Source organism: Arthrobacter sp. B1805 (genome assembly GCF_002929745.1).
GTDB lineage: Bacteria > Actinomycetota > Actinomycetes > Actinomycetales > Micrococcaceae > Arthrobacter_D.
This window is the reverse complement of sequence record NZ_PJIQ01000004.1, coordinates 76,679-91,764: the sequence shown is the minus strand read 5'-3', so window position 1 is coordinate 91,764 and position 15,086 is coordinate 76,679. Positions and strand designations below refer to the sequence as shown.

Annotated in this window: 9 protein-coding genes; 7 read left to right on the top strand and 2 right to left on the bottom strand. The window is 69.3% G+C overall.

What is annotated here, in order from left to right; genetic code table 11:
- Positions 1 to 30: 30 nt before the first annotated feature.
- Positions 31 to 1,356, top strand: a complete 1,326-nt coding sequence (gene hemL, locus CXQ96_RS05900; RefSeq protein WP_104117282.1) for a glutamate-1-semialdehyde 2,1-aminomutase — start codon at positions 31 to 33, stop codon at positions 1,354 to 1,356.
- Between the two features lie 134 nt (positions 1,357 to 1,490).
- Here the strand turns inward: hemL and CXQ96_RS05895 are convergent, their stop codons facing one another.
- A complete protein-coding gene (locus tag CXQ96_RS05895) occupies positions 1,491 to 2,288 on the bottom strand; it encodes a 3'-5' exonuclease (RefSeq protein WP_104117111.1) in 798 nt (265 codons plus the stop codon).
- 74 nt (positions 2,289 to 2,362) lie between these two features.
- Here CXQ96_RS05895 and CXQ96_RS05890 point away from each other — a divergent pair, with 74 nt between their 5' ends.
- The 3 genes from CXQ96_RS05890 to CXQ96_RS05875 are packed head-to-tail and all read left to right on the top strand — an operon-like array spanning position 2,363 to position 9,716.
- A complete protein-coding gene (locus CXQ96_RS05890) occupies positions 2,363 to 2,851 on the top strand; it encodes an MGMT family protein (protein ID WP_104117110.1) in 489 nt (162 codons plus the stop codon).
- 29 nt (positions 2,852 to 2,880) lie between these two features.
- Positions 2,881 to 6,303, top strand: coding sequence for an ATP-dependent DNA helicase (locus tag CXQ96_RS05880; RefSeq protein ID WP_258058897.1), 3,423 nt, complete (start codon positions 2,881 to 2,883; stop codon positions 6,301 to 6,303).
- Between the two features lie 11 nt (positions 6,304 to 6,314).
- Entirely contained in the window at positions 6,315 to 9,716 is a 3,402-nt protein-coding gene (locus tag CXQ96_RS05875; protein WP_104117109.1) for an ATP-dependent DNA helicase, read from the top strand.
- Between the two features lie 51 nt (positions 9,717 to 9,767).
- Here the strand turns inward: CXQ96_RS05875 and CXQ96_RS18980 are convergent, their stop codons facing one another.
- Positions 9,768 to 11,267 (bottom strand): phosphotransferase, encoded by a 1,500-nt coding sequence (locus tag CXQ96_RS18980; RefSeq protein ID WP_104117280.1) that lies wholly within the window; start codon positions 11,265 to 11,267, stop codon positions 9,768 to 9,770.
- 147 nt (positions 11,268 to 11,414) lie between these two features.
- Here CXQ96_RS18980 and nudC point away from each other — a divergent pair, with 147 nt between their 5' ends.
- The 3 genes from nudC to CXQ96_RS05855 are packed head-to-tail and all read left to right on the top strand — an operon-like array spanning position 11,415 to position 15,041.
- Positions 11,415 to 12,371, top strand: a complete 957-nt coding sequence (gene nudC, locus CXQ96_RS05865) for an NAD(+) diphosphatase (RefSeq protein WP_104117108.1) — start codon at positions 11,415 to 11,417, stop codon at positions 12,369 to 12,371.
- Positions 12,371 to 14,479: an ATP-dependent DNA helicase UvrD2 gene (locus CXQ96_RS05860; protein WP_104117107.1), complete on the top strand. Its 2,109-nt coding sequence runs from the start codon at positions 12,371 to 12,373 to the stop codon at positions 14,477 to 14,479. Before nudC ends, CXQ96_RS05860 begins: the two co-directional genes overlap by 1 nt.
- Positions 14,466 to 15,041 (top strand): M48 family metallopeptidase, encoded by a 576-nt coding sequence (locus CXQ96_RS05855; protein WP_258058896.1) that lies wholly within the window; start codon positions 14,466 to 14,468, stop codon positions 15,039 to 15,041. The genes CXQ96_RS05860 and CXQ96_RS05855 overlap by 14 nt, the downstream gene beginning before the upstream one ends.
- The last annotated feature ends 45 nt before the right edge of the window (positions 15,042 to 15,086 follow it).

The window sequence follows — 15,086 nt, the reverse complement described above, 5'->3', positions numbered from 1 at the left end:
CTCCCCATGACGAACCCCGCGATCAGCCCCATGACATCGTCGGAAGACCTGTACGAACGTGCCCGTGCCCTGATGCCCGGCGGCGTCAACTCGCCCGTCAGGGCATTCGGCTCGGTCGGCGGGACCCCCCGGTTCCTCGTCGACGCGCACGGCGCCTATGTCACCGACGCGGACGGACGGGAGTACGTGGACCTCGTGTGCTCCTGGGGCCCCGCGCTGCTCGGGCACTCGCATCCCGACGTCATCGCTGCGGTCCATCGCGCCGTGGACCACGGGCTGACCTTCGGTGCCTCGACGCCGGCCGAGGCCGACCTCGCGCAGCTCGTCAAGGAGCGCGTGCCCGCCGTCGAGCTCCTGCGCATGGTGTCCACGGGAACCGAGGCGACCATGACGGCTGTGCGCCTCGCACGCGGGTTCACTTCGCGCAACCTCATCGTCAAGTTCGCCGGGTGCTACCACGGTCATGTCGACAGCCTCCTGGCCGCCGCCGGATCCGGTGTTGCGACCCTGGCACTGCCCGGCTCGGCCGGTGTCACGGAAGCGACGACGGCGGAGACCCTCGTGCTGCCGTACAACGATGTCGAGGCGGTGGAGGAGGCATTCCGGACGCACGGTGACCGGATCGCGGCCGTCATCACCGAAGCGGCACCTGCGAACATGGGGGTCGTCACACCGGCTCCCGGCTTCAACGCGTTCCTGAGCCGCATCACCTCGGAGCACGGAGCGCTCTTCATCGTCGATGAGGTCATGACCGGGTTCCGGACCCACCGGGGCGGCTACTGGAAGCTCACCGGTGGTGCCGACGACGCGGAGCACCCGTGGACGCCGGACCTGCTGACCTTCGGCAAGGTCATCGGCGGCGGGATCCCGGCGGCAGCCCTCGGCGGACGTGCCGACGTCATGAACTACCTCGCGCCGATCGGTCCCGTCTACCAGGCGGGCACGCTGTCCGGCAATCCGCTCGCCATGGCGGCGGGTGTGGCCACCCTGACGGCCGCCACCGACGACGTCTACCGCCACGTCGACGCCCGCTCGCTCGAGGTGAGTGACGCCCTGTCCGCCGAGCTCTCGAAGGCCGGCGTCGACCACTCCATCCAGCGGGCCGGCAACCTGTTCAGCGTCGCTTTCGGGACCGCCGAACACGGTGTCTGGAACTACGCCGACGCGCAGGGCCAGGAGGCGTTCCGTTACGGACCGTTCTTCCACTCGATGCTGGACTCCGGCGTCTACCTGCCGCCTTCGGTGTTCGAGGCGTGGTTCCTCTCGGCGGCACACGACGATGCTGCGATGGAACGTGTCCACGCGGCTCTCCCCGCAGCGGCACGTGCCGCAGCGGAAGCGGTCCCGGTCGACTGACGCGTCGGATGCCGCGGTCGGCCGGGGTGCGCCGTCGTCCGCCGCGGCCCGCCGTCGTCCGCCGCGGCCCGCCGTGGTCGGCCGGGGTGTGCCGTTGTTCTGCCGTGTCTGTTCAGGCAATAGCTGCAGTTCGTTCAGGCGACGGCGGGTACCGCCTGCTGATCGTGCGGCAGGGCGCCGCCGACCAGGGTCTGATCGACCGCCGCGACGAGGGGCTCCGCAGCAGACGCCACGAGTGACTGGACGCACGGCTGGATGATGGGCCATGCCCGCTCGATCACCGCATCCGGATCCGTGCGCCGGAGGTAGTCTTCGAAGTTGGCCGCCTGCCGGTCCGCCCACACGACCAGTGAGGCGTGCAGGTCCGCTGCGGGACGTTGCAGGAAGCCGTACTGCTCGGCCAGGATCCGACCGACCTGCAGCGTGGCGAGGACGTCTGCCGCGGAGGTGTGGGCGTTCTCGAAGCGGACCCCGTAGTGCTCGCACAGGGCAGTCAGCGTCCGCTTGCCCCGGCGGTATCGGTCCGCCTGCTTGTCCATGATGTAGGGATCGATGACGAGTGACGGCTCGGGCGTGTCCACCCCGTACCGGCGGCCTTCCTGGGCCAACACCGTGAAGTCGTACCGCGCGTTGTAGGCCAGCACGGGTACGCCTGCACTGAAGAGCCTGCCGAGGACCGCCGAGATCGCGCGGACGACGGCGGCGGCGGGCGACCCGTGGGCCTGCGCGTGAGCCGTGCTGACGCCGTGGATGGCGGCGGCGCCGTCCGGGATGTCGATCCCGGGATCCGCCAGCCACTCGTGGTGTTCCAGCACCTCGCCGTCGCAGTCGACGAGGATGATCGTCGCGGTGACGATGCGTGCCGACAAGGGGTCGCGTCCCGTCGTCTCCAGGTCGAAAGCTGCTCTCCGGCCCTCATGCCAACTCGTCATGGCCCCACCGTACCGGCGGGGTCCGACCTAATGGCGTAGCCGCTCCGACACGTGTGCCGGGCTAGGGTGGGCGCATGCATCCACGCGGTGGCCCCGGCCCGGAAGTCGTTCCGCAGGGCGCCGTCGATCCTGGCCAGGGGCTGCAGCGGGTCGATCCGGCGGCGTTCGCGGACGCCGTCCTGGCCGTGGCGGAACTGATCCCGGCGGGGCATGTGCTGACCTACGGCGACGTCGCCGAACTTCTGCGGTGCGGCGGACCGCGCCAGGTCGGCCGGGCGCTCTCGCGCAGCACGCGGCGGGTCCCGTGGTGGCGCGTCCTGCGGGCGGGAGGACATCCGCCACGCGGACTCGAGCTGCAGGCACGCTCCCACTACGACGAGGAGGGCACCGCCCTGTCGGTTCCTTCCGGACCTTCCGGACCCGCAGGAGACGGGGAATACCGGGTCGATCTCACGCGCGCCCACTGGTGGCCCTCGGACGCCGAACAGTCCTTCGTCGCCGAACTCGGCGCGTCCCTGCGGCACGCCGGACAGGAGGGCGGGTCGCCGTTGCGGTCCCGCTGATTGTCCGTGGCGTGTGATGGTGTTGACGCATGACCAGCACCCTCGATGATGCTCCGCAGGCGTCCTTCGGCGATGCCCTGGGCGACCCCTCGGACGACAGCCCGGACGAGGCCAGCTCGCGCCCTTATCAGGGCTACCTCGATGTCCTCGAGTCGCTCGAGAGCCTCCAGGGGCAGGTCCTGGTGCTCGGCGCGCCCGGCAGCGGGAAGTCGTCGCTGCTCACCGATCTCGCGGTCCGGCGAATCACTGCGGGAGCCGTCCAGCCCGAAGGGCTCCTCCTCCTCGGACCCACGCGTGCCGCCGCGACACGGCTGCGTGATGAGCTGACCGCGAAGCTCGACCGCAGCATCAGCACGGCGCCGGCGCGCACGTGGGCCTCGTATGCCTTCGACCTGATCCGGCGGGCCAGGTCCGAAGGGCGGACGCCCGGCATCACCCGCGCCCCTCGCCTCCTGTCCGGGGCCGAGCAGGACCTCATCATCAAGGAGCTCCTCGCGGGGCACGGGCGGGACGGCGCTCCCGAGATCGCGTGGCCCGCGAACCTCGCGCTGGCACTGTCGACCAGGGGCTTCCGTCAGGAGATCAGGGACCTCTTCGATCGCGTGAGCGAGTACGGCGTGCAGGCGGACGACCTCGCCGCCTGGGGAGTGCGGTTCGACCGCCCGGATTGGGTCGCCGCAGCGGCCCTGTACCGCGAATACCGCGACGTGCTCGATCTCAGGATGCCCGAGGCGTTCGACCCCGCCGGAATCCTCACTGCTGCGCGGGAGATCCTCGAGACCGACCGCGACTACCTCGACAGGGAACGGAAGCGCCTGCAGCTGATCCTCGTCGACGACTACCAGGAGGCGAACCCGGCCGTGCATGCGCTGCTGGGACTGATCGGGGCGGGGAACGACGTCGTCGTCACCTCCTGCCCCGACACCGTGGCGCAGGGCTTCCGGGGAGCCCGTCCCGAACTCACGGGACGGTTGTCACGGCTGTTCCGGCGCGGCGGAGGACTGACCACGGTAACCCTGCCCGCGTCCCTCACGCTGCGGGGTCCCCTCATGGCGGCATGGGGGAACGTGGCCGGCCGCATCGCGACGACCGGTGTCAGCACCGCCTACCGCTCCGCACAGGGCGGTTCCGAGGATGACCAGCGCGGCAGCCGTGACGGTGTGCTCCGGGCCGCACGGTCAGGCGGTCCCGACGGTCTGCGGAAGGGCCTGCGGGAGAGTCGGCGGGACAGCGAACGGGGCGGCAGCGCAGTTGGAGCTCCCGGGGTATCGGCCCATGTGCTGGACAGCACCTTCCACGAGCAGCGATTCATCGCGCAGCGAGTGCTCGAGGCGCACCTGTTCGGAGAGCGCAGCCTCGATGACATCGCCGTGATCGTCCGCAACGGCGCCCAGGTATCCGCCGTCCAGCGCTTCCTGACCGCGCAGGGCATCGCCGTGAACGTGCCCGCCGCGGAGACGGCCATCCGGGAGGAACCCGCGGTCCGCCCCCTGCTGGACCTGTACGCCGTGGTCGTGGGACGTGCGGAACTGGATACCGAGCTCTGCATCTCACTGCTTACGTCGCGCATCGGCGGCGCGGGCAGCCTGGATCTCCGCCGCCTGCGCCAGGTCCTGCGCCGCACCGAGCTGCAGCAGGGTGGAGGCCGCACCAGCGACGAGCTAATCACCGCCCTCTTCACAGCGCCCGACGAGATCGCCGCACTGTCCGCCGAGGGTGCACCCGTGCGCCGCCTGCACAGGATGTTGGAGGCAGGCAGAGCCGCGGCCGAGACAGCGGGGGCCGACCCCGAGTCGGTCCTGTGGGCGCTCTGGTCGGCGTCAGGGCTCGCGCAGCAGTGGTCGGGGGCGGCGCTGTCCGAGGGGCCGTCCTCCGCCCGTGCTGACCGGGACCTGGACGCGATGATGGCCCTCTTCCACACGGCGGAGCGTTTCGTCGAGCAGTTGCCGGGTGCGGATCCCGAGCTGTTCCTCGACTACATCCTCAGCCAGGACATCCCGATGGACACCCTCGCGCAGCGCACCAAGCGTCAGGCATCGGTGTCGGTGCTGACTCCAGCGAGTGCGGCGGGCAGGCACTGGCCGCTCGTGATCGTCGCGGGCGTGCAGGACGGCGTCTGGCCCAATCTCAGGTTGCGCGGTGAACTCCTCGGATCCGGCGACCTGCGTGCCCTGCTCGATCACGGCGAGTCCTTCCGGAGCACGCGTGACCCCGTTTCCCAGCTGCAGGACATCCGCTTCGACGAGTTGCGCATGTTCTCGCTCGCTGTCTCGCGTGCCACGCAGGAGCTGGTCTGCTGCGCTGTCTCGTCCCAGGACGAGCAGCCCTCCCCGTTCCTCGACGTCCTCGACCCGCTTCCGGCCGGTACGGCTGAGCGGCCGCGCACCGAGGTGCTTCGGCCGGTGACGCTTCGCGCCCTCGTGGCCGAGCTCCGGAAGTTCGCACAGGATCCACAGACGAACCCGGCTCTGTCCCGCGAGGCGGTTCTGCACCTCGGACGCATGGCGGCCCTCGATCCGCCGGTCCCGGGAGCCCATCCAGCACAGTGGTGGGGCGTCCTCGGTCTGAGCAGCGAGGATCCTGTGGTGCCGGAGGACCAGCCCATCCCGGTGTCGCCCTCCAAGGTCGAGGCAGTGCTCACGTCGCCGCTCAGCTGGTTCGTGTCGGCGGCGGGGGGAGAGCGGACCACGGACTTCGCCCGGTCGCTGGGCACACTCGTCCACCAGATCGCACAGGACATCCCGGAGGCCACCGGCAACGAGTACGTCCGTGAGCTCGAACGGCGGTGGCCGCAACTGGGCATCAAGGACACCTGGGAGGGCCAGGCCGACTTCAGGCGAGCTGAAGGGATGGTCCGGAAACTCGTCGCGTACGTCCTATGGATGCGGAAGACCGGCCGCGCTCTCCACGCCACGGAGGTGGACTTCTCGGCGGACCTCGACGTGCGTGTCGACGGCACGGAACGGGTCGCGCGGTTGCGGGGGCAGATCGACCGGCTCGAGCTCGATGCCGACGGACGGTTCGTCGTCGTCGACCTCAAGACGGGCAAGAGCGCACCCGCAACAGGTGACATCGAGCGGCATCCTCAGCTCGCCGCCTACCAGACGGCTGTTGCCAGCGGCGCCCTGTCGGACGCAGCAGGTGACGGAGCCGGGGGCGGTGCCGGCGCCCCCGCGGGCGCGGGCGCCACCGGAGCCGGGAGCCGAGTGTCGGGAGGAGCAGCGCTCGTCCACCTGGGCACGAAGTCGAAGAACGTGTCCGTCCAGGAGCAGGCGCCGGTCAGTCCCGAGGATTCGTGGGCGAGGACGATGATCGAGGACGCAGCCGCGCTCATGGCGGCAGCGACGTTCGAGACAGTCCACGATCCTCGGCGCTCGGGTTTCGGCGGGCATGGCTGTCGGCTGCCCGAGATCTGCCCGCTCTGCGAAGAGGGCAGGCAGGTGACGCAGTGACGGCTTCCAGGATGACCCCAGCCTATTCAGCGCGGCGGCTGGCCGAGTTGCTGCACACCGACCAGGACGCTCCGGTCCAGTACCCGACAAAGGACCAGGCGCGTGTCATCGAGGCTCCGCTCGAACCCCTCCTCGTCATCGCCGGCGCGGGTTCGGGTAAGACGAAGACCATGGCGGACAGGGTCGTGTGGCTCGTCGCCAACGGGCTCGTGCGTCCCGAGCAGATCCTCGGAGTCACCTTCACGCGGAAGGCGGCAGGCGAGCTCGCCTCTCGGGTCCGGCAGCGACTGGCCCAGCTCTATGCGGCGCTCGCGCAGGACGACATCGCTCCCTCCGGCAGTGACGCACTCGACAGGCTCGACCCGGCCATCTCGACCTACCACTCCTTCGCGAACGGCATCGTGCAGGACTACGGCCTTCGGATCGGGGTGGAACGGGATTCGGTCATGCTCGGGACAGCCCAGTCCTGGCAGCTCGCCCACTCCGTCGTCGAGGCTTATGACGGCGAGTGGGAGCACTTCACGGCCGCGAAGAGCACTCTTGTGAAGGCCGTGCTCGACATGGCGGGGGAGTGCGCCGAGCACCTCGTCGCCCCTGCAACGGTGCGGAACGAGCTGCGCCGCCATATCGACTACGTCATGGCGCAGCGCTACGTCGCGGGTGCGGACAGGCCGGCAACCCAGAAGGTCGGCGAACTCCTCGACAAGCTCCGCACCCGCATCACCGTCACCGAGCTCGTCGAGCGCTACGCCGCTGCCAAACTCGCACGACGGCAGCTCGACTTCGGGGACCTCGTGTCTCTGGCTGCGCGCATCGCGCAGGACATACCGGAGGCAGGAGAGCTGGAACGGGAGAAGTACAAGGTAGTGCTGCTCGATGAGTTCCAGGACACGTCCCATGCGCAGATGGTCCTGTTCTCCCGGTTGTTCGCCGACGGGCGATCCGTGACAGCGGTCGGCGACCCGCACCAGTCGATCTACGGCTTCAGGGGAGCGTCTGCCGGGCAGCTCGGCACCTTCCGGACCGCCTTCCCGAAAGTGACCCGTGAAGGGCGCATGCCGTCCGAGGTGGCACACCTCTCCGTCGCGTGGCGCAACTCGACCTCGATCCTCGAGGCAGCGAACACGGTGTCGGCACCCCTGAACGTGCCTGCTCCCTGGCTTCGCAACACCTCGATCCAGCAGGTTCCCGGTCTGGTGGCACGACCAGGCGCACCGCTCGGCGAGGTCCTGCTGGGACGGTTCCTCACCGACGGTCCGTTCACCCAGGACGGAGCCGACGGACAGGGCGCACCTCCGACAGCCCCCGGTAGCCCGCTGAGCGAGGCGGAGGCGGTTGCACGGGAGGTTCTGCGCCAGCGCAGGCGCAGCTTCGAGACCGACGACGACGGCACGCCACTGCGGCAGACCATGGCCGTGCTCTGCCGAGGCCGGAAGCAGTTCGACCCGATCCGGACCGAACTCGAGCGCGCAGGGGTTCCGGTGCAGGTCGTCGGACTGGGCGGCCTGCTGCGCACTCCCGAAATCGTCGACCTGCTCGCCACCCTCCGCGTACTGGGTGACCCTGACCGTTCGGACTCGATGCTGAGGCTCCTGTCCGGGGCGCGGTGGCGCCTGGGACCGGCCGATCTGATGGCGCTCGGCGACTGGTCGAGGCAGCTCGCCCGTACCAGGGAAGCCATGTTCCGTCGCGGTGCTCGGGCGGGGGAGGAGCTCGACGGTGACCAGAGCAGGGACGCCGTCGTGGCTCCCGATCTCGCCGAAGCCGGCAGTCTCGTGGAGGCCGTGGACTACCTGCCTCCGTCGGGGTGGGTGTCCTCGTCGGGCCGCGCGCTCAGCGACACCGCACGGCAGCGACTCGATGCCCTGCGGCAGGAGCTTCGCGCACTCCGCAGCTTCGTCGGGGACGACCTCGGCAGCTTGATCGGGGAGGTGGAGCGCACCATCCTGCTCGACATCGAGGTAGCCGCGAAACCAGGGGTGAGCATCCACGAGGCACGCCGAAATCTCGATGCCTTCACCGAAGCCGTTGCGGGGTTCGTATCCTCCGCGGAACGGGTCGACCTGCCGGCATTCCTCGCGTGGCTCGAAGCCGCGGACCAGGAGGAGGACGGATTGCCGGTGACGCAGCTGGAAGCAAGCAGGGACGCCGTGCAGATCCTCACCGTGCATGCATCGAAGGGCCTCGAGTGGGACGTCGTCTTCGTCCCAGGCCTCAATGAGGGGTCCTTCCCCAGCGGCAAGGACTCCCGATGGAGCAGCGGGGATGCATCCATCCCCTGGCCGTTGAGGGGAGACGCCCCAGAACTGCCGCAGTGGGACTGGGAGCAGCAGGACCAGAAGGAATGGCTAGCCAGCGAGAAGGTGTTCACCGACGAGGCGAGGGTTCATGCGGAGCGGGAAGAACGACGTCTGACTTATGTGGCGTTCACCCGGGCGAAGCACGCCCTCGTCTGCACATCGTCGGTATGGGGCGGTGGTCGGTCCAGGCCGTCCGGGCCGTCGTCCTACCTGACGGACCTCGTGGAACTGGCGGAGGCGGGCACTGCGGGATTCAGCAGCCCGCACTGGATCTCCGAGGACGATGCAGGCGACACCAATCCTGCGAATGCGAGCCCTGAGCGGGCTACCTGGCCCTTCGATCCGCTCGGTCCGCGCCGCTCCGCTATGGAGAGCGCCGCGCAGGCCGTCCTCGATCACACAGCGGCACCCGCCCTCGAGGTGGACGTCGACGGCGGTCGATGGGGCCGCGAGGTCCGGCTTGCGCTGGCCAGGCAGGCGCGGGAACGCGAGCGGAGGCCGCTGACGCTGCCATCGCACATCTCCGCCTCGACACTGGTCGAGCTGCGCGAGGATCCCGCAGCCGTGATGCAGCAACTGCGGCGGCCGCTTCCGCGGCGGCCCGGGACTGCGGCGCGTAAGGGTACCGCGTTCCACGCCTGGATCGAGGAGTTCTACGGGTCCGGCGGGATGCTCGACCTCGGTGAGTACCCCGGCGGGGCCGACGCCTACGTCGACGAGACGCTCGGCCTGAACGAGATGGCCGCGATCTTCGAGCAGTCCGAGTGGGCGCTGCGGGAACCGGCCGCGATCGAAGCTCCTATCGAGACGAGAATCGGCGACGTCGTCGTCCGTGGCCGGATCGATGCCGTCTTCCGCGACGCCGACGGCGGCTGGGACCTGATCGACTGGAAGACCGGACGCCCGCCGGCTCCTGACCGGCGAGCCGCCAAGGCCGTGCAGCTGGCGGTCTACCGCCTGGCCTGGTCACGCTTGAAGGAGGTACCACTCGAGACGGTGCGTGCAGCGTTCTTCTATGTCTCCGACAATCTCGTCGTTCGACCGCATGACCTGGCCGACGCGGCGGAACTCGAGTCGATCATCGCTGCTGCCGGTCCTGCTGCGCCCGCATGATCGTCCTGCCCGTTCGGCTGGTGCACGATCCAGCTCCCGACGGGCCCGGTGTCAGCTGCCGAAGGAGACGATCGGCATCGCCGATGTCGCCACGTCATCCGGTGATCCCGAACCCGCTCCGCTGCTCCTGAGCAGCGTGACCTTCGACGACGACGACTGCTGGCGGCCGGCTTTCAGGCGCTCGTAGGCCGCTGACGGTCCGGTCGGTTCCTCGACGTCGCCCCCGCGGAGCACGTGCTCCTCCCCGGGGCGCTCGTCGTGCCCTGTCGCCGCGCCCGGCTGCTGCCGTCGGTCCCGGCCGGTCGGGGTGTCCGTTCCGTAGCTGTGGCTGCCGGTCCTCGCCCGCGGGTCCGCCTCGGGAGCGCGGGCTGGATCGCTGTCCGACGCGTCGGACCCGGCATCGCGCGTCTCCTCATCCGCTGGAACGCTCGAACTCCCGGAGCGTGCCGGTCCGTCCCCGCGGTTCACGCCGTGCTGCGTGTCAGGGTCGTCGAGATCGTCGAAGTGATCGTTGAAATCCTCGTTGAAGTCATCGTCGAAGTCACCGTCCGCCGAGTCGGTGCCCATCGCATCGCCCCACTCGACGCGCTCCTCGTGCGCTCGGCGATCACGTTCGGCGGCTTCATGCTGTTCCTGCTCGATCGACTCCACGTCCGCGGCGAGGGTGGCGAGCATGCCCTCGGCCTCGTGGATCATCGAGGCGTCGGCAAGGGCGACTCCGCGCACGAGCCACTGCGCGAGGGCGAACTCGGCTGCCAGGGCGGCCCTGCGGGCCAGATGGGGGTCGACGGCGCTTGCCCGCGCTTCGGCGTACGCCGCGTGGACGGCGTCGACGAAAGTGGTGTCCTCCGCGGCGGCGAGCCAGGCGAAGTCTTCAGCCGGATCCCCGATGCTCAAATCCGTCCAGCCGGTCACGGCCGAAACCCGGCCGGCGGCAATGAGGAGGTGGTCCTCGTGAAGGTCCCCGTGGACGACCGTGGGTCCGAAGCGCCACAGGGCGACGTCTTCGAGGGCGTGTTCCCACCGGCGCAGGAGGATGGGTGGGATCTTGCCGGTGGTTGCGGCCTGGTCCAGCTCGTTGAGCTTTCGCTGGCGGTACTCGTTGGCCTCGTAACTCGGCAGGTCGGCCCGCTGCACCATCTCCTTCGGCAACTCATGGATGGCTGCGAGGACGCGGCCGAGTTCCTGCGCCATCGTGCGGCCGCCGGAGGTGAGGGCGTCGAGTGTGCGTGTCGCTCCGGCGAGGTGGGAGTAGACGAACGTGCTGAGTTCGCCCTGGCGGACGCTGCCGGCCATGTGGGGGATGAGGAAGGGCAGCTCGGCCTTGACTGCCGGTGTGAAGGCACGCAGGGCCTGGAGTTCGGTCTCGAGCCGCATGCTCGCCTCGGCGTGCTTGGGCGAGCGGACCCTCCACTGTTTCCCTGCGTCGTCCACGAGGAGGGCGGAGTCGAAGTCGGCTGCATCATCCGGAGCACCGGCGACGCCCGTCGGAGCCAGGCCAGGTACTGCGGCGCTGGCGATGGCAGCAAGTTCCATGGGTGTCCGTTTCACAAGCTCCACCGTAGGGCGTTCCTGTTCCGCCTGCCCCCTTCCGGCGCGGCGAGTCGCCAGATGCGCTGCTCGCACCAGCGCTCCACTCCTCCTCCACTCGCGCCTTCCAGAATGGGTTTTGGGAGAGCGAGAACGTACCGTAGAACCATGACCGATCCCCTCCGGACCCTCGTGCTCCCTCCCCTCGGATCGTTACCGCTGTCGCGTGCCGATTCCGACCGGGACGGCGACTCGAGGACCGCCGAGAACTTCCTGGACCTGCTCTGGACGGCGGCGGACACCCTGGTGCTGCCCCTCGTGCGGGGAAAAGCTCCGGTGGTGGGACACACGCTCCGGCTGGTCGCTCCGGTGGACGTGCAGCGGCCCGAGGTCCTGGTTTATCTGGGGCGCGTCAGCGAGGGCGCCGCGGATGCAGGACGGCGGATCGTCCTCGCGGTCCTCGACGAGGAGGATGCCTCGCTGGCGCCCCTCGACCAGTGGCTCGGACTGCGGGAAATTGCAGGATCCCTGGATGCGCGCGACGCCGGTCTGTTCGTCGAGGCGGCTGCTATTGCGAACTGGCACTCGACACACACGCATTGTCCCCGGTGCGGTACCGGGACGGAGGTGCGCGACGCCGGGTGGGTGCGCCGGTGCCCGAAGGACGGTTCGGAGCACTACCCGCGCACTGATCCGGCGATCATCGTCTCGGTGGTCGACGACGACGACCGCCTGCTGCTCGGTTCGGCCGTTGCATGGCCGGAGGATCGCTATTCCACACTCGCCGGCTTCGTCGAGCCCGGTGAATCGCTGGAGGCCGCCGTCCTCCGCGAAGTCGGAGAAGAAGCGGGTATCATCATCGACTCCCCGCAGTACCTCGGGTCCCAGCCCTGGCCGTTCCCGGCGTCCCTCATGCTGGGATTCACCGCGCGTGCCCTCACCACGGACGCAGTGCCCGACCGCGAGGAGATGCGGTCGCTGCGGTGGTTCACCCGGGAGCAACTCTTCGTGGAGGTGCGTGACGGGAAGATCGCCGTTGCCGGAGGTGTCTCCATCGCCCGGGCGCTGATCGAGCGCTGGTACGGGGGCCCACTGGACGAGGAGCCGTCGGAGGCGCGTCCCTAGTGTCAGGACTACTGCTCGAGGAGAGCATCCTGGAGGGGCTCGACGACGAACAGCGGACCGTGGCCAGCACGCTCGCCGGACCGCTCTGCGTACTCGCGGGAGCGGGCACCGGCAAGACGCGCGCCATCACGCATCGCATCGCCTACGGTGTCCACACCGGGGTCTACAAACCGCAGCAGGTGCTCGCGGTGACGTTCACCGCGCGGGCAGCTGCCGAGATGCGCACGCGCCTGCGTGACCTAGGCGCCGGAGGCGTGCAGGCCAGGACCTTCCACGCCGCAGCACTCCGGCAGCTGCAGTACTTCTGGCCGCAGGCCGTCGGCGGGCCGCTGCCGGCGCTCGTCGACCACAAGGCGCAGCTGATCGCGGAGTCGGCGCGGAGGCTGCGTCTATCCACCGATCGTGCCGCCATCCGGGACGTCGCGGCGGAGATCGAATGGGCCAAGGTCTCGATGCTCACGCCCGATGCCTACGCCGCTGCAGCGGCAGGGCGGGCCGAGCCCGCCGGGATGGACCTCATCACGGTGTCTCGCATCTTCTCGGCATACGAGGACCTGAAGATCGATCGCAACCTCATCGACTTCGAGGATGTCCTCCTCACCACCGTCGCGATCCTGGAGGAGGACGAGAAGGTGGCGGCGACGGTGCGGGCCCAGTACCGACACTTCGTCGTGGACGAGTACCAGGACGTGTCTCCGCTCCAGCAGCGCCTGCTCGACCTCTGGCTCGGCGAACGGAGGGAGTTGTGCGTCGTCGGCGACGCCAGCCAGACCATCTACTCCTTCACGGGCGCCACATCGCGGCACCTGCTGGATTTCACGAAGCGATACGAAGGCGCGCAGGTCGTCAAGCTGGTGCGGGACTACCGTTCGACCCCTCAGGTGGTGAGGGCAGCGAACACGCTGCTCGCGGCGAGGAACAACGAAGCGGATAGTCGGGCCGGGGGCACCACGTGGTCGGCGCCACTGGAGCTGATCGCACAGCGACCCGCCGGTCCGGAACCCGTCTTCACGGAGTGCAGCGATGACGAAGCGGAGGCGACCGAATGCGCGAGGCGCATCGGCGTCCTGCTGGACCAGGGGGTCAAGGCGAGCGAGATCGCCATCCTGTACCGCACGAACGGCCAGTCGGAGGCGTACGAGCAGGCCCTTGCCAGTGCAGGCATCGGGTACCAACTGCGTGGGGGCGAGAGATTCTTCCAAAGACGCGAGGTCCGCGACGCACTGCTGCAGCTGCGCGCTGCTGCCCGCACCCAGGGCGACGACGACGTCCCGCAGCAGGTTCGCGATGTCCTGGCGTCTCTCGGATACACCTCCGTCGCGCCCCAGAACTCGGGGGCCGTCCGGGAGAAGTGGGAGTCGCTCGCAGCGCTCGTGGGCCTCGCGGACGAACTCAACCGGGTCCGCGGGCCCGAGACGTTCACCCTGCAGATGTTCGTCGCCGAACTCGAGGAACGGGCAGCATCGCAGCATGCGCCGACCGTGCAGGGAGTGACCCTCGCGTCGCTGCACTCCGCGAAGGGGCTGGAGTGGGATGCGGTCTTCCTCGTCGGCCTGAGCGAGGGGCTCATGCCGATCTCCTTCGCCGACACGCAGGAGGCGATCGACGAGGAACGAAGGCTCCTCTACGTGGGCATCACCCGGGCGCGCATCCACCTGGCCCTGTCCTGGTCCACGTCGCGCTCGCCGGGCGGACGAGCCAGTCGGAAGCCCTCGCGCTTCCTGGACGCTCTGCGGCCCGAACACTCCGGTCGGTCCTCCTTCCGTCAGCCGAGGGCGAAGGCCAGCCGCAAGGCATCAGGACCTGTCGTCTGCCGGGTGTGCAGACGTCCGCTGCTGACCGGGTCGGAGCGCAAGATCGGGCGATGCAACGACTGTCCCGCGAGCTACGAGGAAGAGACGTTCGAAGCGCTCCGTGCCTGGCGGCTCGTCGAAGCTCGCGAGAAGGACGTCCCCGCTTTCGTCGTCTTCACGGACGCCACGCTGGTGGCCATTGCCGAGGCGAAGCCGCAGACGCTCGACGAGCTCGGCGAATTGGCCGGCGTCGGGTCCGCGAAGCTCGAGCGGTACGGCGAGGCCGTCCTGGAGATCATCAGTGACAATTCCTGAGGCGGGGACGCCGTCCGAACCGGCGCGGATGCCCGTCGAGGTACGACGTTCGGCGCGGCGGAAGCGGACCGTCAGCGCCGACATACGGGACGGTGTCATCCGCGTATCCATCCCCGGGCACTTCTCCGCCACGCAGGAGCGGCATTGGGTGGATCGCATGGTGGAGCGCATGACCGCCAAGCATCTTCCCCCTGCCGGATCTTCCCCGGATGAGGCAGGAAAGGCTCTGCTGCAGCGGGCGGAGCGGCTCGCCCAGCAGTACCTGGGCGGCAGAGGAATTCCCTCGACCATCGGATGGGTGACGAACCAGAACACGCGGTGGGCGTCCGCGACGCCCGCGCATCGATCGATCCGCCTGTCACACAAGCTGCAGGGCATGCCCGAGTGGGTGGTCGACTACGTCATGCTCCACGAGATGGCGCATTTGATAGAGCCCTCACACAATGCGGCGTTCTGGGCCCTGCTCACCACGTATCCGCGGACCGAGACGGCCAAGGCCTTCCTAGACGGTGCCGCCTTCGCAGCGCAGCGGAATCTCACGGGCGGCCAGGACAGCCTGTAAAGCCTGTCCCAAGGGCCCCGGCAAGCTTCCAGGCACTGTGTTGCC

What these genes read in the sequence shown, in the direction of transcription:
- hemL (WP_104117282.1), top strand. Translation starts at nt 31, where the DNA reads ATGACATCGTCGGAAGACCTGTACGAACGTGCCCGTGCCCTGATGCCC.
- CXQ96_RS05895 (WP_104117111.1), bottom strand. Translation starts at nt 2,288, where the DNA reads ATGACGAGTTGGCATGAGGGCCGGAGAGCAGCTTTCGACCTGGAGACG.
- CXQ96_RS05890 (WP_104117110.1), top strand. Translation starts at nt 2,363, where the DNA reads ATGCATCCACGCGGTGGCCCCGGCCCGGAAGTCGTTCCGCAGGGCGCC.
- CXQ96_RS05880 (WP_258058897.1), top strand. Translation starts at nt 2,881, where the DNA reads ATGACCAGCACCCTCGATGATGCTCCGCAGGCGTCCTTCGGCGATGCC.
- CXQ96_RS05875 (WP_104117109.1), top strand. Translation starts at nt 6,315, where the DNA reads ATGACCCCAGCCTATTCAGCGCGGCGGCTGGCCGAGTTGCTGCACACC.
- nudC (WP_104117108.1), top strand. Translation starts at nt 11,415, where the DNA reads ATGACCGATCCCCTCCGGACCCTCGTGCTCCCTCCCCTCGGATCGTTA.